Annotated in this window: 18 protein-coding genes and 1 pseudogene; 6 read left to right on the top strand and 13 right to left on the bottom strand. The window is 52.7% G+C overall.

Going from position 1 to position 20,073, the window contains the following annotated elements:
- Positions 1-2: 2 nt before the first annotated feature.
- From aguB to FAZ14_RS17690, 4 genes are all read right to left on the bottom strand, one after another.
- The gene (gene aguB, locus FAZ14_RS17705; RefSeq protein WP_016942829.1) at positions 3-887 is read right to left on the bottom strand and encodes an N-carbamoylputrescine amidase; all 885 of its coding nucleotides are present in this window, start codon (positions 885-887) and stop codon (positions 3-5) included.
- A gap of 297 nt (positions 888-1,184) precedes the next feature.
- A complete protein-coding gene (gene pfkA, locus FAZ14_RS17700; RefSeq protein ID WP_016942828.1) occupies positions 1,185-2,147 on the bottom strand; it encodes a 6-phosphofructokinase in 963 nt (320 codons plus the stop codon).
- A 199-nt stretch (positions 2,148-2,346) separates the two neighbouring features.
- Positions 2,347-3,249, bottom strand: coding sequence for a CDF family cation-efflux transporter FieF (gene fieF, locus FAZ14_RS17695; protein WP_038925720.1), 903 nt, complete (start codon positions 3,247-3,249; stop codon positions 2,347-2,349).
- Between the two features lie 147 nt (positions 3,250-3,396).
- The gene (locus tag FAZ14_RS17690) at positions 3,397-3,867 is read right to left on the bottom strand and encodes a 2TM domain-containing protein (protein WP_038925719.1); all 471 of its coding nucleotides are present in this window, start codon (positions 3,865-3,867) and stop codon (positions 3,397-3,399) included.
- A 202-nt stretch (positions 3,868-4,069) separates the two neighbouring features.
- On the opposite strand from FAZ14_RS17690, the gene FAZ14_RS17685 reads away from it, so the two are divergent.
- Positions 4,070-4,549 (top strand): NUDIX hydrolase, encoded by a 480-nt coding sequence (locus tag FAZ14_RS17685; RefSeq protein ID WP_153508961.1) that lies wholly within the window; start codon positions 4,070-4,072, stop codon positions 4,547-4,549.
- Here the strand turns inward: FAZ14_RS17685 and FAZ14_RS17680 are convergent.
- The 8 genes and pseudogenes from FAZ14_RS17680 to FAZ14_RS17645 all read right to left on the bottom strand — a co-directional run bounded on the left by FAZ14_RS17680 (position 4,521) and on the right by FAZ14_RS17645 (position 12,730).
- Entirely contained in the window at positions 4,521-4,907 is a 387-nt protein-coding gene (locus tag FAZ14_RS17680; RefSeq protein ID WP_153508960.1) for a tail fiber assembly protein, read from the bottom strand. The two genes, FAZ14_RS17685 and FAZ14_RS17680, sit on opposite strands and share 29 nt — an antisense overlap.
- Before the next feature lie 308 nt (positions 4,908-5,215).
- Positions 5,216-5,830, bottom strand: a pseudogene (locus FAZ14_RS17675) (phage tail protein); the annotation flags it as partial.
- 294 nt (positions 5,831-6,124) lie between these two features.
- Positions 6,125-6,745, bottom strand: a complete 621-nt coding sequence (locus FAZ14_RS17670; protein ID WP_016942823.1) for a tail fiber assembly protein — start codon at positions 6,743-6,745, stop codon at positions 6,125-6,127.
- Complete coding sequence (locus tag FAZ14_RS17665; RefSeq protein WP_153508959.1) at positions 6,745-7,674, bottom strand: phage tail-collar fiber domain-containing protein; 930 nt, start codon at positions 7,672-7,674, stop codon at positions 6,745-6,747. Before FAZ14_RS17665 ends, FAZ14_RS17670 begins: the two co-directional genes overlap by 1 nt.
- A gap of 299 nt (positions 7,675-7,973) precedes the next feature.
- Positions 7,974-9,074, bottom strand: a complete 1,101-nt coding sequence (locus FAZ14_RS17660) for a phage tail-collar fiber domain-containing protein (protein WP_153508958.1) — start codon at positions 9,072-9,074, stop codon at positions 7,974-7,976.
- A 250-nt stretch (positions 9,075-9,324) separates the two neighbouring features.
- Positions 9,325-9,705, bottom strand: coding sequence for a tail fiber assembly protein (locus FAZ14_RS17655; protein WP_016942820.1), 381 nt, complete (start codon positions 9,703-9,705; stop codon positions 9,325-9,327).
- An 8-nt stretch (positions 9,706-9,713) separates the two neighbouring features.
- Positions 9,714-11,006, bottom strand: coding sequence for a phage tail protein (locus tag FAZ14_RS17650; RefSeq protein ID WP_016942819.1), 1,293 nt, complete (start codon positions 11,004-11,006; stop codon positions 9,714-9,716).
- A gap of 308 nt (positions 11,007-11,314) precedes the next feature.
- A complete protein-coding gene (locus FAZ14_RS17645; protein WP_153508957.1) occupies positions 11,315-12,730 on the bottom strand; it encodes a phage tail-collar fiber domain-containing protein in 1,416 nt (471 codons plus the stop codon).
- 371 nt (positions 12,731-13,101) lie between these two features.
- Here FAZ14_RS17645 and FAZ14_RS17640 point away from each other — a divergent pair, with 371 nt between their 5' ends.
- Positions 13,102-13,590: a hypothetical protein gene (locus FAZ14_RS17640; protein WP_016942817.1), complete on the top strand. Its 489-nt coding sequence runs from the start codon at positions 13,102-13,104 to the stop codon at positions 13,588-13,590.
- Positions 13,591-13,829: 239 nt separating this feature from the next.
- On the opposite strand, the gene cpxP is transcribed toward FAZ14_RS17640, so the two are convergent.
- A complete protein-coding gene (cpxP, locus tag FAZ14_RS17635; RefSeq protein ID WP_016942816.1) occupies positions 13,830-14,393 on the bottom strand; it encodes a cell-envelope stress modulator CpxP in 564 nt (187 codons plus the stop codon).
- 198 nt (positions 14,394-14,591) lie between these two features.
- Here cpxP and cpxR point away from each other — a divergent pair, with 198 nt between their 5' ends.
- The 4 genes from cpxR (at position 14,592) to FAZ14_RS17615 (ending at position 19,982) form a co-directional block, all read left to right on the top strand.
- The gene (cpxR, locus tag FAZ14_RS17630; RefSeq protein WP_015848325.1) at positions 14,592-15,290 is read left to right on the top strand and encodes an envelope stress response regulator transcription factor CpxR; all 699 of its coding nucleotides are present in this window, start codon (positions 14,592-14,594) and stop codon (positions 15,288-15,290) included.
- A gap of 16 nt (positions 15,291-15,306) precedes the next feature.
- Entirely contained in the window at positions 15,307-16,677 is a 1,371-nt protein-coding gene (cpxA, locus tag FAZ14_RS17625; RefSeq protein ID WP_016942814.1) for an envelope stress sensor histidine kinase CpxA, read from the top strand.
- A 360-nt stretch (positions 16,678-17,037) separates the two neighbouring features.
- Positions 17,038-19,239: a PA5441 family protein gene (locus FAZ14_RS17620; protein ID WP_153508956.1), complete on the top strand. Its 2,202-nt coding sequence runs from the start codon at positions 17,038-17,040 to the stop codon at positions 19,237-19,239.
- On the top strand, positions 19,209-19,982 hold the full coding sequence (locus tag FAZ14_RS17615) for a DUF3142 domain-containing protein (RefSeq protein WP_016942812.1): 774 nt from the start codon (positions 19,209-19,211) through the stop codon (positions 19,980-19,982). The genes FAZ14_RS17620 and FAZ14_RS17615 overlap by 31 nt, the downstream gene beginning before the upstream one ends.
- Positions 19,983-20,073: the final 91 nt, after the last annotated feature.

The following is a 20,073-nucleotide window of genomic DNA, read 5'->3' as shown; positions in this document are numbered from 1 at the left end:
ACTTATCTCCAGGTCTTGCCGTCAGAGGTGCCGATAACACCGTACATGTCCGGACGGCGGTCACGGAACAAGCCCCAGGCAGCGCGCTGCGCAGCAATCGCTTCCAAATCGAACTCATGCACCAGCACTGTTTCGTCGGTCTTGTTGGCCTGCGCGACCAGCGCACCGGTTTGATCGGCAATGAACGACGAGCCATAGAACGTCATTTCCAGACCGTCGAGGTATTTACTGGCTTCGGTACCGATACGGTTGGACGCGATCACCGGGATCAGGTTGGCGGCGGCGTGACCCTGCTGTACGCGGGTCCAGTGCGGCTGACTGTCGATATCCGGATACGCCGGTTCAGAACCGATGGCGGTCGGGTAGAAAATCAGTTCGGCCCCTTTGAGTGCCAGGCAACGGGCCGTTTCCGGGAACCACTGATCCCAGCAGATACCCACGCCCACTTTGGCGTAGCGGGTTTGCCACACTTTGAACCCGGTGTCGCCCGGAATGAAGAACTGTTTTTCCTGATAGGCCGGACCGTTAGGAATATGGGTTTTGCGATAGACGTCCAGTACGCTACCGTCAGCGTCAATCATGACCAGCGAATTATAGTAGGCGTTATTGGCGCGCTCGAAGAAACTCAGCGGCAGCACCACTTCCAACTCGGCCGCCAGCGCGGAAAAGTGTTTGATAAGCGGGCTGGTTTCCAATTCCTGCGCCAGCGCGTAATGCTCTGGGCTCTGGTCGATGCAGAAATAAGGCGCGGCAAACAGTTCCTGAATCAGAATGATTTGCGCTCCCTGCGCATGAGCCTGACGCACCAGCCTTTCGGCGTTTGCGATATTTTTTGGCAAATCCCAGGTGCAGGCCATCTGCGTGGCGGCAACAGTAACTTTTGTCATGCGAAAACCTCAATAATTTCTGTATGGGGTGCTCATGCCTGCGCCACCTGCGCGTGGGAATAGCATGAGACGGGTAAAAGTGTAGATCAGCAACTCACCCGACGCCCGGTGAACGCCGCAGGGCATCGACATTATGCCAGCGAATCATGACGGTGAGGATGCACCTGCATGTCTGCGTTACCCACCGCTGGCATACACCTCGTTCATCGGGCCGTCGCCGTTTTCCGTTTCCCAATAAGAAATCCCGCCCAAATAGAGCGGGATTTGCTTGCTCAACCCGGCCACGCCGGGTGCGCATCAGAACAGCTTCTTGGCGGTATTCAGCCAGTCGCCTTTGAACGGGCGCTTCATGTTCTCGATGGCGTCGATAATATCATGATGGACCAGTTTTTCATTCTGAATCCCGACGCAACGGCCGCCATAGCCTTGCTGCAACAGCTCAATGGAGTAGGCCCCCATGCGGGAAGCCAGGATGCGGTCATACGCTACCGGTGAACCACCACGCTGAATGTGGCCCAACACCGTGGCGCGGGTTTCGCGTCCGGTTTCCGTTTCAATATAGTGTGCCAGTTCATCCACATCACACACCAGTTCGGTAATCGCGACGATGGCGTGTTTCTTCCCTTTGGCGATACCGGCTTTAATCTCTTCCACCAGGTCTTCTTTTTTGAAGTCAACTTCCGGCAGCACGATGAATTCACAACCACCGGCAATCGCTGCGGCCAGCGTCAGGTCGCCACAGTGGCGTCCCATCACTTCCACGATGGAAATACGCTGGTGGGAAGACGAGGTATCACGCAGGCGGTCAATCGCCTCCACCACGGTTTCCAGCGCGGTGAAATAACCGATGGTGTAGTCGGTACCGGCCACGTCATTGTCGATGGTGCCCGGCAGGCCGATGCAGGGGAAGCCCATTTCGGTCAAGCGCTTAGCCCCCATGTAGGAACCGTCCCCCCCGATCACCACCAGCGCGTCCAGGTCATGCTTTCTCATGTTTTCCACGCACACCTGACGTACCGCTTCCTCACGGAACGCCGGGAAACGGGCAGACCCGAGGAACGTGCCGCCACGGTTGATCACGTCAGACACGCTATAGCGGTCCAACTGTGCCATGCGATCTTCATACAAGCCCAGATAGCCGTCATAAATACCGTATACTTCCAGGTTTTCCGCTAACGCGGCACGCACCACACCACGAATGGCCGCATTCATCCCCGGCGCATCGCCACCGCTCGTCAGTACTCCGATTTTTTTAATCATGACAACCTCTGGATTTGTAGATGTAAATTCGCAGATTCTTCTATTCTCAAGGCTCACAAGACAAAGCCTAACCGTTTTATCAACATAGTATAACAAATACACCCAGCTGAATTGATTCAGGTCAGTCTCTTCATCCACGAAAAATCTATCGTAGATCACATTCTTACAACACATCATGGCCCGGATAAAACCCGACCCGTTACAGTTCCCAGCGCCCACGCTGCTCCTGCGGCACCACCGAAACAGGATCCTGATGAATGATAACATCTGAACCGGGGAAGCGTTTGAGCAATGCCTGCTCCAGTTCGTCCGCAATCTGGTGTGATTCCACCAGCGGCAGGTTATCCGCCATTTCCAGATGCAACTGGATAAAGCGAGTCGGGCCAGAACGGCGGGTGCGCAACTGATGCGCACCACTTACCCCCGGCCATGAAGACACGATATTGACGATTTCCTGTCGCTCGTCATCAGGCAGGGCTCTGTCCAGCAGAACCTGAATCGCCTCATAGGCCATGCGCAGCGCGCTGCTCAGAATATAGATACCAATCCCCAACGCGAAGACCGCGTCGGCCCAGTTGATACCTTTCCAGCTTAGTACCAACGACAGCAAAATGGCGCCATTCATCAGGACATCAGACTGGTAATGCAGCATGTCTGCCCGCACCGCCTGACTATGTGTTCTGCGGATAACCCAACGCTGGAAGCTCACCAGAAAGCCCGTCGCCACCAGCGCAATCACGGTCACCCACATACCCAGTTCAGCCCCTTGTAGCGGCTGTGGGTTCATCAGATGCTGAGCGCCCGTCAATAACAGAAACAGCGCCGAACCGGCAATGAACATGCTCTGCGCCAGCGCGGCCAGCGACTCGGCTTTGCCATGCCCGAACGTATGTTCCATATCAGCAGGTTGCAACGAATAGCGAACGACTAGCAGGTTAACCAGCGACGCTGCGATATCCACCAGCGAATCCACCAGTGATGCCAGCAAGCTGACCGAACCGGTGTACCACCAGGCATACACCTTCATGCCAAACAGCGATAACGCCATACCGGTAGCCAGAAAAGCCGCGGTCGTCACCAGACGTGCGTAATGAGAATTCATACACTATTCCATTCAAGCGAGGGAGCCAGTATACCGAATTCCAGCAGGGAAAAACCGTGACACTTTATGTCAGGATTGGGGTCACCCGCGCTTTTCCAGCGACGGCCAACCCATCGATATATACAGCGCGTCATGCCCTTCGCTGACTCAGGGCTTACGCAGAATTTTCTGCAACCGTTCCTGCTCCCAGCGTGACCAGCGATCTCGCAGCCAGAAAATCCGGGCCGACCGAACCAGCAGCGCGCCGCCCCACGCCAGCAGTGGCCAGATAAACCAGTACGTGTGCGGATTAACCCACAAATTGATGACCACCAGCACGATGTTCACCGGTACAAACAGCAACAGACTGCGCCAGAAACGGCTTTCCTGCTCAACCTGTGTTCTGGCCTGCGAAATGCGTAACGCCAGCGAGTCGCCACTCGCCGCCTGCTCGCTGTCTTCTGGCATCAACGTCGTCACATTGACGCCAAACGCCGCGGCAATCGCACTGAGCGTTTCCAGACTGGCACGTTCTCCGTTTTCAATCCGCTGAATGGTTCTGACGCTCAACGCCGACAGTTCGGCCAGTTGTTCCTGAGACCAGGCACGGGCAAGGCGCTGTGATTTGATCGTGTTCATGGTGCACTCCTGTTGAATGAAAACCCGATGCAAGCCTGCGTGAGCACCGTGAAAAACACCACGACAGTAACCTGACACCAACCCGACAGCCACCTGACACGCCACGCAAGCCGCGCCATGGCTCGCTTTTTCGCAGCAGGCATGGACATCACGTCTGGTGATGGGGAGAATAGCGACGACCAGATAGACATCGGGAAATCGTATGAAACGGCGACCAGCTTCACGCCTGCTGATTCTCAACCCTGAACAACGGGTATTGCTATTTCTGTTCCATCATACTCAGGATGCCCTTGCCGGACAGCGTTATTGGGCAACACCTGGCGGGGCGGTAGAAAACGGAGAAACGTTTGAGCAGGCAGCGGTACGAGAGCTGTGGGAAGAGACCGGTATCCGTCGTCAGGGTCCCGGCCCGTGTATCGCGACGCGTACCTTTACCATGGCGATGCCTGACGGAAACACCGTGCTTGCCGATGAACGGTTTTTTGTCATCCCTATCACCGGCAGTACTCTCCACACTGGCAACTGGACGGCGCATGAACAGGAAGTGATGCGAGACCATCACTGGTGGAGCCGCGATGAACTCCTCGCCACACAGGATAAGGTCTACCCGGAACAGCTAGTTGAAATGCTGTGGCCGGGCAGAGCTTGTCTGGTTACGCCGCAGGAGCAGCAGGCCAGGTGATATCGGGTGCGGTGGATGTGTCAACTCTATTTAAAAGCACACGATAATTCCGCCACTCAGCTAATAGCGTAACTTCACGGTCTGTTGCCATACCAAGATCAACAGCATCCTGAAAGGGTGCAATTACTAATGCAGCGTCAGAAAGTAGTTTGCTCTTCATTGCTTGGGCATTCGCAACTGCTTGCGAGGATGTCAGTTGGGGAGCATTTATTAATACAGGGTAACCATTATGGTCGGTTGTAATTACCATTCCTGATGCTTGCCCCTGAATTAATTCAGACCATACCTCATCAGTCACAGGTACTTGCTTATTTGAAATACATTCAAATGTAAAACCCGTATCAGTTGCATAAAACATTAGATTCCCCCCATTGCAATATATTTAAAATCAAATGTCCCATTAATCAGTGCACCATTAACCACATGTCGCGCATAAATAGTTACGGTTCCTGCACCGGCTGGTGTTGCCGCAAAACTAATTGCGCCATTCCCCACATCAATAGCAATAAATGAAAAATAGGCATCGCTGAATGCTAATGGTAACGTGAATATCACAGTACCATTAGAAAATACTCCGGAGCCCTTTCCTTGCATAATCCGTCGTTTTTTAGCGATATCGATGGCTGAAAATACACCGTCGAGATGGTATTCCGTAAATTCACTATTGATTTCATTTACTACAAAGGCGGTTGTTGCCAGTTGTGTCGTTCTCGTTCCTGCTACAGCGGTCGGTGCCGCAGGAGTACCGGTAAATGCCGGGCTTTCAATCGGGGCATACTGCTTATGCGGGTTAACGGCAACGACATGATCAGCCAGTAAGGTATCGGCATAGCGCCGTGTCGCCAGTGCCACCGTCGGGTCAAATTTCAGCGTTATCGCATCGGTACGGCTGACAATCAGGATCATGCGCACCGTCTGCACCCGGCCCGATCCTTCCTTCAGTTCCGGTTTATAGGTTTCCGGGCAGTTACCGAGCGCAATCAAGTCACCATCAACATCGTACAACCCGATTTCACGCAGCCAGAATCCCCCTTCATTTTCCGGGATCACTTGCTCGGCAATCATCTGATTGGTGTTGTCCGGGTCAACCGTTAGCGAGTTGATCACCCCACGTCGCTTTTCATTGACCAATTTGGTTTGCAGCGGATCGGGAGTGGGGAGTACACCGTTGCCATCCCCCACGCCCATTTGGGCCAGCTCCAGCGCTTTTCCTGCGGCTATCGCCGCCGCCAGCTTTTTCTCACCCACCTGGGTGAGCAAGGTAAAGTATTTCGTTCCCATCGTTTCTCTCATCAGCATGAATGTAAAGGAAAAGGTCAGGCAGTCGTCGGGGAGAATCAGCACACGGCAAGCGTGCACTGTCCTGTCTGCCGTCTGACAACCATTATGCTGATGGCCCGTTAAATCACCCGCTCATACGGGTGTAGCAGCGATGGCACAACATCATCACTACAGGGTCGGTAAACAGGAACGAGCGATAAGACCCAGGAGGGATAACGCATTGGAATGGGGTAGCAAAAAACAACCCGTTCGGAATAACAACGCCGCGTTATTCCGAACGGGTGTAGCGTCTCATCAGTGTGATGGAGGGGTCGGCCAGTCGATGTCCGGTGTATGACTCAAATCGACGCGACTTAACTGCACCAGATAGATTTTCCAGCTTTTAAGCGCCTCGGTTTCCTGCTCGGTGGCGATGTCCAGTTCCTGCGCATAGGTCAGCTCGCGAATGCGGTCATGTGCTATCTGGCGACGGGCGTCATACTCCTGTCGGGCCGATTGCGCCAGGCTTGCCTGATAGGCCGCCGTATCCGTTACCCATTGCGCCCCCTCCCAGCGGTCAAAGGCACTGGCAGGCGGCAGCAGGGTGAGGTTTGCGGGCAACGCACCCAGCTCACTCACCACCTGTGGCTGACGGGTCTGCGTATCGTAAGCGGTCTGCCCACGTAAATCAGGCACCCATTCCCACTGCAGGCCGTCAGATGAACGCCGTAGCGCTTGCCCTTCCACCTCTGGCTGCGGCGGCTCATCGGCGTAGCTATGGGCGGGAATCCCGGTACCGACCATCAGGTATTCATCGCTGTAACCATCGAACTCACGGGTGAGCACATCCACGTGGTACACCCGCAACCAACCTGCCTGAGTAGCCAGCCCGTCTGCCGCCAGCACTGCGCGCACGTCCTGCGTCGATATCGTCATTACGCCGCCCTCACGATGTAGTTAAAGGCGATGTTACGAGGCCTGATATACCATTTACCTCTTGAGCCATTCGACGTAGCTCCCGGAATATTGCTCAGTGCTCCTGTCATTGATAAATCAAAACCACGCTCAGTATTCCCAAGAGCGATAGCTGATGCAGTTGTACCGTTTTCTAAATCTGGTTGTATCCACGTAGATTCTTGCATAGATAGCAATGATCTACCTGAATCTATCCCTCTCCCATCATCCCAGCCACGAATAAATTCACCGCGCAAATCCGGCAACACGCCAGACGGGTAGACCTGCGCCAGCCGGGGATAAGCGCTTTTATCAAACGACTGGCCGTTACATTTCAGCCAGCCCGCCGGGGCGGTCGCCTGCGGCCAGGGTTGTGGGATCCCCACAAACTCACTGATCAGCAGGTACTGCGAATGCGGGTTAGGCTCAGCAAGATGCCCGGCCAGCAGTGTGTCGGCATAACGCCGTGTCGCCAGCGCCACCGTCGGGTCAAATTTTAGGGTGATGGCATCAGTACGGCTGACGATCAGAATCATGCGCACGGTCTGAATCCGGCCCGACCCTTCCTTCAGTTCGGGTTTATAGGTTTCCGGGCAGTTTGCCACCGCAATCAGATTACCGGCCGCATCATAAAGCCCCACCTCACGCAGCCAGAACCCCCCTTCATTTTCAGGGATTACCTGCTCGGCAATAACCTGACCGGGGTTATCCGGGTCCACACTCAGGGAATTAATCGCCGCCCGGCGTTTTTCATTCACCAGTGATGTCTGCGTCGGGTCCGGTGCCTGTAATACACCACCGCCATCCCCCACCCCCATTTGGGTAATTTCCAGCGGTTTTCCGGTTGAGATTGCCTGCGCTAATTTCGCCTCACCGATATGAGTGAGAATCGTAAAATATTTAGTTCCCATCGTTTATCTCGTCTGAATAAATTTAAAATAGAGTCAGCGGCAAAAATATTGCCGTAATACCAGAGTCGAGTGTTCGTTCTGCGTTCTCACAACCATTATGCAAAGATACTAAAATAATTACCTGTTGATGGCGTTGTTTCTGCTATGACACAACAGATGGGATAAATATACCTTCAGGTAATAATTTCATTAAAAACAAGCATGCTGTAGTTGTAAGAAATAAATCCCATCCCCCAAAATAAATTTGTATTGTTTTATCCATACTGCCGATGAATAAATAACACTCTTTTTTATATCTATTATGCCGCCTTTACGATGTAGTTAAAGGCAATGTTTCGGGGACGCGTTTCTGCACCACCTGCTGGCGAGACCGCAATAGTAGTAGTGCCATAATATGGTTCATCACCAAACACTGCATTGCCTGCTGTTGCTGGTGCTCGGTCAAGACTTACCGTATATGTATGTGAGTGATTTTTAAACTCATCAGATTGCAACACTAACAACTGCCGACCACTATCCACCCCACGCCCATCATCCCAACCACGAATAAACTCACCACGCAAATCAGGCAATACTCCCGACGGGTAGACCTGTGCCAGCCGTGGATACAGGTTTCTATCAAACGCCTGACCGTTGCATTTGAGCCAGCCCGAAGGCACGTTAGCCTGCGGCCAGGGCAGTGGAATACCCACGATGTCATTAATATCCAGTTTTAGTTTGATGTTGTTATCGGTTTTATCTGACAGTGAATTCACCGCCCCTGCCACAAATGCCGTCGTTGCCAATTGTGTTGTGGTCGTTCCTGCCACTGCGGTCGGCGCGGTGGGAATGCCCGTCAATGCAGGGCTTTCAATCGGCGCATACTGCTTGTGCGGATTCGCCTCACTCACATGGCTGGTCATCAGCGTATCGGCGTAGGCTTTCACCTCAATGGCTTTGTCATCAACCGACTGACGGGTTGCCAGTACCACCGACGGGTCCACTTTCAAGGTAACGGCGCTGGCATTGCTAACCACCAAAATCATACGCACGGTTTGCACGCGACCCGAGCCTTCCTGCAACTGCGGTTTGTAGGTGTCCGGGCAGTTGGCGACTGCGATCAAATCCCCATCCGCATCATATAACCCGATCTCACGCAGCCAGAATCCGCCTTCATTTTCCGGGATCACCTGTTCGGCAATAATCTGGTTTGGGTTATTGGGGTCCACTCTCAGGGCATTCAATACCGCCCGGCGTTTTTCATTAATTAATGCCGTCTGTGCCGGGTCTGGCGTTGTTGGGTTACCGCCCCCATCGCCTATCCCCATGTGGGTAATATTCAGCATTTTTCCTAATGCCGCGGCATTCGCCAGTTTCGCCCTTCCCACCTGGGTGAGCAATGTCATGTATTTCACCGTCATACCATTTTCCTTTCAGGTCAGCTTAATCCGTCATATGGCATCGCAATCCGTACCGCGAAGACTGCCGTCTGTTTTTGCAAGCCATTTCATTTTGTTGTTGCCTCTGACAACATTATGCAAAGAGACGGCAGGCAAATCGTCTGGCTGGCGTTGTATCCGCCATGGCACAACAACACGGGTGAAAAAAACCCGCCATCAAGGCGGGGAACGTTAAAAAAGACGATGAGAAAAACTAAAAAGAAAAATACGGTTATTTATTTTCAGGTAATAACGGCCATTCAATAGTGACGGGAAACCCCGCCTGTTCAGGAATCTTGCGCAGTGCCTCCCGATATATCCGCCAGGCCTGTTGATCTACTGGGGCATCAGGCGCTTGCGTCCAGTCACTGGTAGCCAATAAGCTATCTCGTTGACGCCGTGCGGCCTCCGCCAACTGCGTTTTCGATGGTGATGCCGGTGTAACCGCTATCGGTTTTTGGGTTGATTCATCAAACACAATAGCGTTACCAAGAACCTGTTGGCTTAATAAGTCCTGATAATCATCATCACTGATTTCAATAACATCATCAGGAACATTAGCACCATGAATTTCACGGCTATAAAAACCATTAGACGATTTAGAGTAAAACATATTACACCTCAATTCCCTATTGCAATAAACTGATATGAAATACCCGAAGAGAACTCAACGGAACCACCATTACGAACAAAGGCACCATAGCCTTTCAGCATTTCTTTTGTACTATTACTTTGCCCATACACTGTCACCCCCGTATAATTCCAGCCAACGGAGTTATTTTCCGTAATAACGACGGAGAAGATATTATTAGGATAGGCAATAGGGAATAGCTGGTTGATAACTCCCGCGCCTAAGGTTACCCCGGTCCCCCATTGCATAATAATGCCGGACGGTAAAATTTGATAACCATTCAACCCTACACCAGCAGCGCCTACACCACCAATCGCACGCCACTGTGGCCCCGTGGAAAGGAATTTTATATTCGTCCCACTTTTAACCGTCATCGTATTTGAGCCAGATGGGTTATTGGGCCCCAGAATATTCACCCCTGCACCAGAAATCGTCACAGCTCCGTTGGAGATATTATTGAACTCAATAACCCCACCAGCGCAAAGGGACGCGTTCGGTAACGTAATCGTAATACCTGCCACCTGGGCTTCAATAAAGCAGCCAAACGCATCACCGGTTAACACCTGGCTTTCTTTGACACCCAATACCGACCGCATATTACCCAAGGCTCTTTGCACAAACGCCGTAGTCGCAATACTGCTATCCGCATCAAATAAAGGTGGCGTTGGTGCCGCGGGATTACCGGTAAATACCGGGCTTTCAATCGGTGCATACTGCTTATGTGGATTTACAGCAGCAGTATGTGCGGCTAATCCATTGTCGGTATAGGATTTAACTTCCGTGATTTTCGTATCGGTATACGCCTGCGACGATAATGCCTTGTCGTCAACATATTGCCGACTTGCCAACACTACCGCCGGGTCAATTTTCAATGACACTGCATCAGTCTGGCTGACAGCCAGAATCATGCGCACTGTCTGTACACGACCAGAGCCTTCCTGCATCTGCGGTTTATAGGTTTCCGGGCAGTTGGCTACCGCGATCAAATCCCCATCTGCATCGTATAACCCGATTTCACGCAGCCAGAACCCCCCTTCATTTTCTGGAATTATCTGCTCGGCAATAATTTGGTTCGGATTAGCGGGGTCCACGTTCAGGGTCGTTAATTCCGCCCGACGTTTTTCATTAATTAATGCCGTCTGAGTCAGATTAGGTGTTGTCGGGTTACCGCCGCCATCCCCCACCCCCATATGGGTAATATTCAGTATTTTCCCTAATGCCGTGGCATTCGCCAGTTTCGACGCTCCCACCTGAGTGAGCAATGCTATATATTTCGCCGCCATACCATTTTCCTTCCGGGTTACCTTAAACAGTCATGTTGTATCGCCATAATGCACAGCAAGAATCACCACCTGCTTTTGCAAGCCATTTCATGTTGTTGTTGCCTCTGACAACATTATGCAAAGAGATAGGGGGTAAATCGTCCGACGGGGGTTGTATCTACCATGGCACAACAGTGCTGATAAAAATAAACCCGCCATCAAGGCGGGTAGAAAAAGAGTGATATATTCAGTCAATCCAGTTCAAATAGAATAATCAATGTGTTTTTATTCACAGAAGATATTTACTACAGTGGAAAAATATCTCTCGTTTATGCGGCTCTCACAATGTAGTTAAAGGCGATATTTCGTGGACGAGTCACCCCCCAATAAGGAGAACCAATCGACTCCTGAGTACTAGATGTAGCTATCCAATATATTGACCTTGCTATCGAATCTGGTTTATCCGCATTACATTCTTGCAAATTCCCAATACCCTGCACTGCGGGTGTATTACCATTATCACCTGTAATATAAGTACCAGCCTGTGCAGACCCGAGAACTCGTCCTTCATCCACTCCTCTCCCATCATCCCAGCCACGAATAAACTCGCCACGCAAATCGGGCAACAAGCCTGATGGATAAACCTGCGCCAACTTGGGATACAGATTTTTATCGAACGACTGACCGTTACATTTAAGCCAGCCAGTGGGTGCCATAGACTGCGGCCAGGGCAATGGAATACCCGCAATTTCATCAAGTGGGAGATTGGCACCTGAGACACGCCAATCGCCCCCCGTCGTCAGTAAGCGTACGTAAGTTCCGCTCTGCAATACGATACTGTCCGGCCCCACAGGGGTTACGGAACCCACAATACTTTTCCCCGCTCCAGAGACCGAGAGCACACCCCCGCTGGCATTGCGCAGCTCAATTACCCCGCCTTGACATAGGGTTGCATCAGGCAAAGTAAGTGTAATACCGGGTGAAATGACTTCAATAAAGCGCCCAAACGCATCAGGGGTCAGTGTGGTCGACTCTTTTATCTGGTATACACCCTGTAAATTACCCAGTGATCTTTGCACAAACGCCGTAGTCGCAATACTGCTATCCGCATCAAATAAAGGTGGTGTCGGTGCGGTGGGATTACCGGTAAATACCGGGCTTTCAATCGGCGCATACTGCTTGTGTGGATTCACAGCAGCAATATGTGCAGCTAATCCATTGTCGGTATAGGATTTAACTTCCGTTACTTTCGTATTGGTATACGTCTGCGAAGATAATGCCTTGTCATCGACATATTGCCGACTCGCCAACACCACCGCCGGGTCAATTTTCAATGACACCGCATCAACCTGGCTGACAGCCAGAATCATACGTACCGTCTGTACACGGCCAGAACCCTCCTGTAACTGCGGTTTATAAGTTTCCGGGCAGTTAGCTACCGCAATCAAATTATCATCGTCATCGTACAAACCAATTTCCCGCAGCCAGAATCCCCCCTCGTTTTCCGGGATAACCTGTTCGACAATAATCTGGTTCGCGTTAGTGGGGTCGATACTCAACGAATTAATCGCAGCGCGGCGTTTTTCATTCAACAGCGCAGTCTGGGAGGGGTTCGGCGTGGGTAATATACCACCGCCATCGCCTACGCCCATCCGTGCGATCGCCAATTGTTTTCCCTGCGCGATGGCATTAGCCAGCCTGGCGGCTCCCACCTGGGTAAGCAGAGCCGTATATTTCGTACTCATAATATGTCTCATCAGAATTAGCGATAAAGAGACCCATGCTCAGGCATGGAGAAAATACCGCCACACCTGTCGACATGCACTTTTTCAAGCGATTTAAGCCTGTTGTGGCAGTACCGGGCATTATGCTGACAGGCCAACAAAAAAACGCCTGATTAGGGTTGGAACAGCGATAGCACAACCACTCTTATCGTGTTTTTTTATCGCCATAAATTCATCGCCATAAACAACGGGAAAGCAGGTGATAATTAGTAACATCATTGGCATGACAGAAATATAATTCCTCCAGAGAATCGACAGGCGGGTAGTCACCTCAACCAGCATGCATTATTATTTTTCAGAGGAATCATGAAGCAACGTTAAGGAGATAGGTCATGAAGATGAATTTTTCATTTCTTTTTCTGGGACTGATGACCGTCAGCTCCAGCAAGGCAAGCTCGTTAACCACCGATAATAATGAGCAAAAACTCGAAGTTGGCTTTGGTGCGCCGACTTACAAGCAAACGCTGCATTACCGTAAACTCTATGAAAAGAAACCCTTTCCTGATGCGGAAATATTTTATTATGACAATGGTATTTATAAAATAATCTCCCAGGGTGAAGAGCATTATGGCGTCTATGTCATGCAGGGAAATTTTCAAGATCAAACATACACTATCAGATATATCTCATTACCTTCTGAAGATTGGGGAAAAAAGACTGCCTTTCACCAGTTAACCTTTATTAATGGGGATAAGGAAAAATACTTTATACAAAATGCGATTGTCGACACGGGAGAAGCTATCGCACAACAGAATGGCACCTTTACCCTGGCAGAAAACAACATCAGTAACCCCATCACCCAGAAATGGCGTCACCATTAGGCCCAGCCGCGCTATTGGTAATCGATGTATCAGCCTGTGTTAGTTAAAGGCAAAAGAGTTATTGGTTATGTGCACCAAAAAAAACCCCGCCATCAAGGCGGGGAAAAAGACAGGGATGGTGTCTATGGCAAGGAAAACAGGTTACTTCTTTAACACACACTACTCTCGGCACTACTCTCACTTCTCACTACTCGGAAAAACACGCATTACTCGGTACTATCATTCATTACTCAAAACTATCACTGCTCTGGGCTCTCATCCTGCCCCTGACGGGACAGTTGCAAATTCTGGCTGCTCGAGTCGGACGCGGGCATCTGCTGGCGCACAGTCTGCATCGCCTGCTCATGTTTCTGGTTTAACACCGCTTTTTGCTCCGGCGTCAGCATGTTGTACATCTGATTACTCACCCGGGCGATTTCTACCTGACGCGCAATCTGTGCCTGTACCATTTTGGCGACCTGCGCCTGCACCGCCGGGGCATCAAATTTTTCTGCCGTGACCAACCGATGCATGATTTCCACATCATTCGCCTCATAAGCAGGCTGTTCGTGGCGCACTTGCCGCATCAGGTCACGCATTTGCTGACGCTGGTGTTCCGTCAGCCTCACACCGTCGAACATACCTTGCTGACTCTCTTCACGTTTCGTGGCAGAGTCATCCCGATAACAGTTCCCCACTTGTGGGGCATTGTTTTCGGCAGAGGCATCACTGTCGACAGAAGAATGATGCTCGATCGCCATCACAGTGCCGGTGACCAGCATCAGCAGTGAAGTAAAAGATAACGTGATGAGGGTGCCCCGCATCTCATGACTCCTCTGTGTTCACCGACATGTGTTCACGTACAGCTTATGTTTGCGTAAAGTGTGCCGTGTACTGTTGGCTAATCGATGGACCTAGTCTAAATGCCTTGCTGCAAACATGCGTCAGACGATGTAAAACTAAGTAAAGTCATGGAATAGCGGCGATCTATGGCGTATTTTGCCCGTGGAGGTAGGTAAATCATGAATAAAATCCTGTTGGTTGATGACGATCGCGAACTGACATCCCTGTTACGGGAATTGCTCGAAATGGAAGGCTTTAACGTCGTTGTCGCCCATGACGGCGAACAGGCGTTAAGCGTGCTGGATGACTCGGTTGACCTGTTATTGCTGGATATCATGATGCCGAAGAAAAACGGCATCGACACACTTAAAGAAGTGCGCCAACGCTACCAGACGCCGGTAATCATGCTTACCGCCCGTGGCAGCGAATTGGACCGTGTCCTCGGCCTGGAATTGGGCGCAGACGATTACCTGCCGAAACCGTTTAACGACCGGGAGCTGGTCGCCCGTATCCGCGCTATCCTGCGTCGTTCTAACTGGACCGATCAACAGCAGGCCGGCGAAGCCAGTGCCCCCACTATCGAAGTGGATGCGCTGCGGCTTAACCCCGGTCGTCAGGAAGCCAGCTTCGATAACGAAGTGCTGGACCTGACCGGTACGGAATTCACCCTGCTCTACCTGCTGGCACAACGTCTGGGACAGGTCGTCTCGCGTGAGCATCTCAGTCAGGAAGTGCTGGGTAAGCGCCTGACGCCGTTCGATCGCGCCATCGACATGCATATCTCCAACCTGCGGCGTAAGCTGCCGGAGCGAAAAGATGGGCTGCCCTGGTTTAAAACCCTGCGTGGCAGAGGTTATCTGATGGTGTCTACCGCATGATTCAGGCCGCCATCGTATGATAAACAGCCTCACCGCCCGTATTTTCGCTATTTTCTGGCTGACGCTGGCACTGGTGCTGATGCTGGTACTGATGCTGCCGAAACTGGACTCACGGCAACTGACCCCGCTGCTGGAAAACGAACAGCGGCAGGGGTTGATGCTGGAGCAGCACATAGAAGCCGAGCTGGCGAGCGATCCCGCCAATGATTTGCTGTGGTGGCGTCGCTTGTTTCGCGTGATCGAAAAGTGGGCGCCGCCGGGTCAGCGCCTGCTGCTGGTCACCAGTGAAGGGCGCGTGATCGGTGCTCAGCGTAATGAAATGCAGATAGTGCGCAATTTCATCGGCCAGTCCGACAGTGCGGATTTCCCGCAAAAGAAAAAATACGGTCGGCTGGAATTACTGGGGCCGTTCGCTGTACGTGATGGCGAAGACAGCTACCTGATGTACATGCTGCGTCCCGCCAGCAGCCCACAATCCGACTTTATCAACCTGTTGTTTGACCGCCCGTTGTTGTTGCTGATAGTCACCATGCTCACCAGTTCGCCATTGTTGTTATGGCTAGCCTGGAGTCTGGCGAAACCGGCACGCAAACTGAAAAACGCGGCCGATGATGTGGCGCGCGGCAACCTGAAGCAGCACCCGGAGCTGGAGTCTGGCCCACAGGAATTCCGGGCGACCGGTGCCAGCTTTAACCAGATGGTCAGCGCACTGGAGCGCATGGTGACCGCGCAACAGCGCCTGTTATCCGATATCTCCCATGAGTTACGCACACCGTTGACCCGGCTGCAACTGGCAACCGCGCTATTACGCCGCCGTCAGGGCGAAGGCAACGAACTCAACCGTATAGAAACCGAAACCCAGCGTCTCGACGGTATGATCAACGACTTGCTGGTGCTCTCCCGCAATCAGCATAAGAACGAACTGTCACGCGAAGAACTGCAGGCGGATGAGCTGTGGAACGATGTGCTGGACGACGCCCGCTTTGAAGCCGAACAGATGGGCAAAACGCTTGAGGTGTTATCACCACCGGGACCGTGGCCGTTGTTCGGCAACCCTACCGCGCTCGACAGCACACTGGAGAATGTGGTGCGTAATGCGCTGCGCTATTCGCACAGCCGCATCGCCGTGTCGTTCTCGGCCGATGCTCAAGGCGTGACCATTGTCGTCGGTGACGATGGACCGGGAGTCAGCCCGGAAGATCGGGAACAAATTTTCCGCCCGTTCTATCGTACTGACGAAGCCCGTGACCGGGAGTCTGGTGGTACTGGTCTGGGGCTGGCTATCGTCGAAACGGCACTGACCCAACATCGTGGCTGGGCCAAGGCTGACGAAAGCCCGTTGGGTGGTTTACAGCTCACACTCTGGTTACCGCTCTATCAGCGTTAGGATGTTGTCGGCATTTATTGTTGTCAGTGTGAATGTGTTGTCCAAGTGAATGTTGTTATGCGTGTGAATGCGGCATCAAGGCCATCTCAAACGCATCAAGGGCAGGCACGCGGTATCATCGGATGTGGACAGTTTTCGGGCGCGGTGTAGCGCGCCTGTTGTCACATCCAGACCGTCAACCAATTGAGTTTTTCCTGTGGTCGGGTAGAGTGTAGACCAGTGCCACGGGTCCTGACTTGCCAACAAACAAACCAGACTACCCGCTGGCCATGCTGTTTGTCCCTTCAGTCATGCATGAACCTACACATGTTTGATGGATACGTTCTTGATGTTGCCTGACACCCTGCACAGGAAAAGGACATGAAAGGATTAGCCTTATTGGCTGGATTCATTGCCACTCTGGTACCAATGTCAGCGTATGCCTCCGGTGATGGCGTATGCGGTTTTTCCGATGCTGATTGCGGTATGCCCGCACTTCCTTACCTTTTGCCGGATAATGACACCCGTACCAATCTCATGCTGCTGCAAAGCAGCCATAACCATATCCCGCTGCCTATCCCGCAGCCGGAGCCGGATCAAACCCGTTCCCGTGTCGACCCGTTCACCGCGTACCGCGTGATGGGGCTCGACGCCACCGAAGACAATGGCAATGGCACCGACGCCGACACTCAGGCCGATCCTGGTGCGCCTGTGGATGATAAAGCCAACGACGAGAATGCATCACTGCTGCAAAAAGCCGTTCAGTTACATTTCCCCGATACCGAGTTGGATAAACTGCGCTCCCTGACACCCGTTGACCTGGATGGCCGCTGGATATCCAACGACCTCACCACACTTGAGCGTTTTTTCGACCTGCTGCTGGCGGATAAGTCGCTGAGCGACGCCCAGCGGACCCAGTTAGCCCTGGTCAGAACGAGGATGTTATCCAGCGATTACCTCCTGGATAACGCGACAACCGATCTGGCCGATGTGCCGGAAACAGGCCACGCTGGTGAGCTGCGACGCTACCTCATCAGCGCCACCGCATTTTATGACGGGCAATTGGATCAGGCGGACAAGGGCTTCCAACAGTTGTTGCCAGCCGACCAATCTTGGGTCGCAGAAACCGCGCGTTATATGCTGATTCGGGTGTCGATTAATCAGGCGATGAAAGACGCGCAGGACGAGTACAACATGTTCGACCCACGCAAGATGGATAAAACGGCCGGGCAACAGGCGGTGCAACGCATCGATGACTACCTGAAACAGTACCCTAAAGGGAAATACGTCGACTCCGCGGAAGGCCTGTACCGCCGGGCTGAATGGATCAGCGGTGATACCGTTGCACTGGCCCGGCGTTTTAGCAAAGCGCTGGCATCAGCCACCAGCGTGGAGCAACTGCAAACCATCGGTAACGAAATTGACAACAAACTGCTGGAAGACAGTCGCTTTGTGTCTTCCGCCGACACCCCCATTCTGATGCTGGTGCAGGACATCAAACGTCTGCGCAGCCCCGACGGTTGGATGACCTTACCCGCTCTTACACAGGAAGAAATCACCCGTCAGCAACCGCTGTTTGAAAAAGCCGGGATGCAGGACGCGTTTCACTACCTGCAGGCGGCGTTTCAGTATTACCAATTGCGGGACGACGCAGCGGTGCTCAAAACCCTGCCGATGACCACTGCAAAGGATATCTCTGATGTGACCGCCTTTAGCAGCCAGGTGCTGCGCGGGCTGGCGATGCAACGCCAGAAACAGTGGGATGACGCGGAAGCACACTGGCGTCACCTGCTGACGTTGAAAACCACCTACACCCAGCAGCAGTATCTGCAACTGGCGCTGGCACAAACGCTGGTGGATAGCGGCCATCCTGAGCGAGTCTTCACCCCCGAAAGTCCGGTCAAAAACCTGCGTTTTCGTTCTGCCATTCTGAAAGTCAGCGCCGATGCCGATCTGCTGCACCGACAGACCGGCCCACAACAGACGCCGGAAGAGCGGGCCATCGCCCTGCACACACTGCTCACCAAACAGCTCACCCACCGCGATTACACCGGTTTCCTGAAAGACAGCGAGTTGCTGAAAGTCATCGCACCGCTGAAAAGCACAGAGAACATGAGCTGGAATGCAGAAGATCTGACGCTGTTTAACTGGGACGGCAGTGATACCGAAGAGGGGTATGAATGTCCCACCTTGCAGGAAACGGTCACAGCCCTGAGCCATAACGCCAACGACGCCCACGCGCTCAACTGCATGGGCGAATTCTTCCTGCGCACCGGTAACGGCGTGGGGTTCGATTGGGGTGAAAGCAACATGCTCAACGGCCTGACGGATGCTACCGATTATTATCCCGGTCAGGAGTTCAACCGTCTGGATAACTACATGCAAGTGATTGCCGACGCGAAAGCCCCAGAGGAAGACAAGAGCTATGCGCTCTACCGCGCTATTTATTGCTACGCACCCAGCGGCTATAACGACTGCGGTTCGCAGGATATCAGCAAGGGAACCCGCAAAGCGTGGTTCCGACAGCTCAAAACCGAGTTCAAAGGTAGCCAATGGGCGCGACAGCTCAAATACTACTGGTAGTCCGTTGTACTGTTGTGCTGACAAGCCTGCTGTGCCTGAGTATCACCGCCTACGGTGCCACCGTTGACGCCGCCCGTTATCATGCGTTCTGGTTATGGGCGGCGGTACAGCCGCAACCGGTGCTCGCTCAGGCCGATACGCTTTACCTGCATCAGGGGGAAATCGCCCGCCGGAACGGCAAAACCGTTTTTCTGCGCCAGGGGATCCCGGTCAGCAAGTTACCGGTCAAACACCTGTGGTTGTCGTTTCGGGTATCTGAATTGCGGCTGAGTCAATCGGAATGGCAACGCCTGTTGCACCTTCGGCAACGTTGGGCCGCTGCCGGTAATCACCTTGATGGCATCCAGCTTGATTTCGACGCCAAAAGCTACCACTTGTCCCATTACGTTGAATTTTTGCAGGCGTTACGCCAGCAATTGCCGCCCGGTTGCCGGTTGAGCGTTACCGGGCTGCTGGATTGGGCCAAAACCGGCGACGTTCGCCAACTCAATCGCCTCAACGGGGTGGTCGATGAAATGGTGGTGCAAACCTATCAAGGGCGGCAAACCGTGGAGAATTACACCGCGTATCTGCCTGCGCTGTTGCGCCTGACCTTGCCGTTCCGGCTCGGACTGGTACAACACGGTAAGTGGGATGAACAGTGGCAGCGGCGGCTGGCATCATCACCCTTCTACCGGGGCGAAGTGGTGTTCCTGCTTAACCCGACGCCTGCGCGTCGTACCCCTATCCTGCAACAGCGTTAACCCGACTTCCGTCTGCCACCGTGCTCCTGCCACCACACAACGCTTGCCAGCCGTTACGGAACCCGATATCCGCACCGTCACAGCAGTAAAG

It is taken from the genome of Dickeya oryzae, assembly GCF_009372235.1.
Classification (GTDB): domain Bacteria; phylum Pseudomonadota; class Gammaproteobacteria; order Enterobacterales; family Enterobacteriaceae; genus Dickeya; species Dickeya oryzae.
Note: the sequence above shows the minus strand (reverse complement) of the source record. Positions and strands in the feature narration are given on the sequence as shown.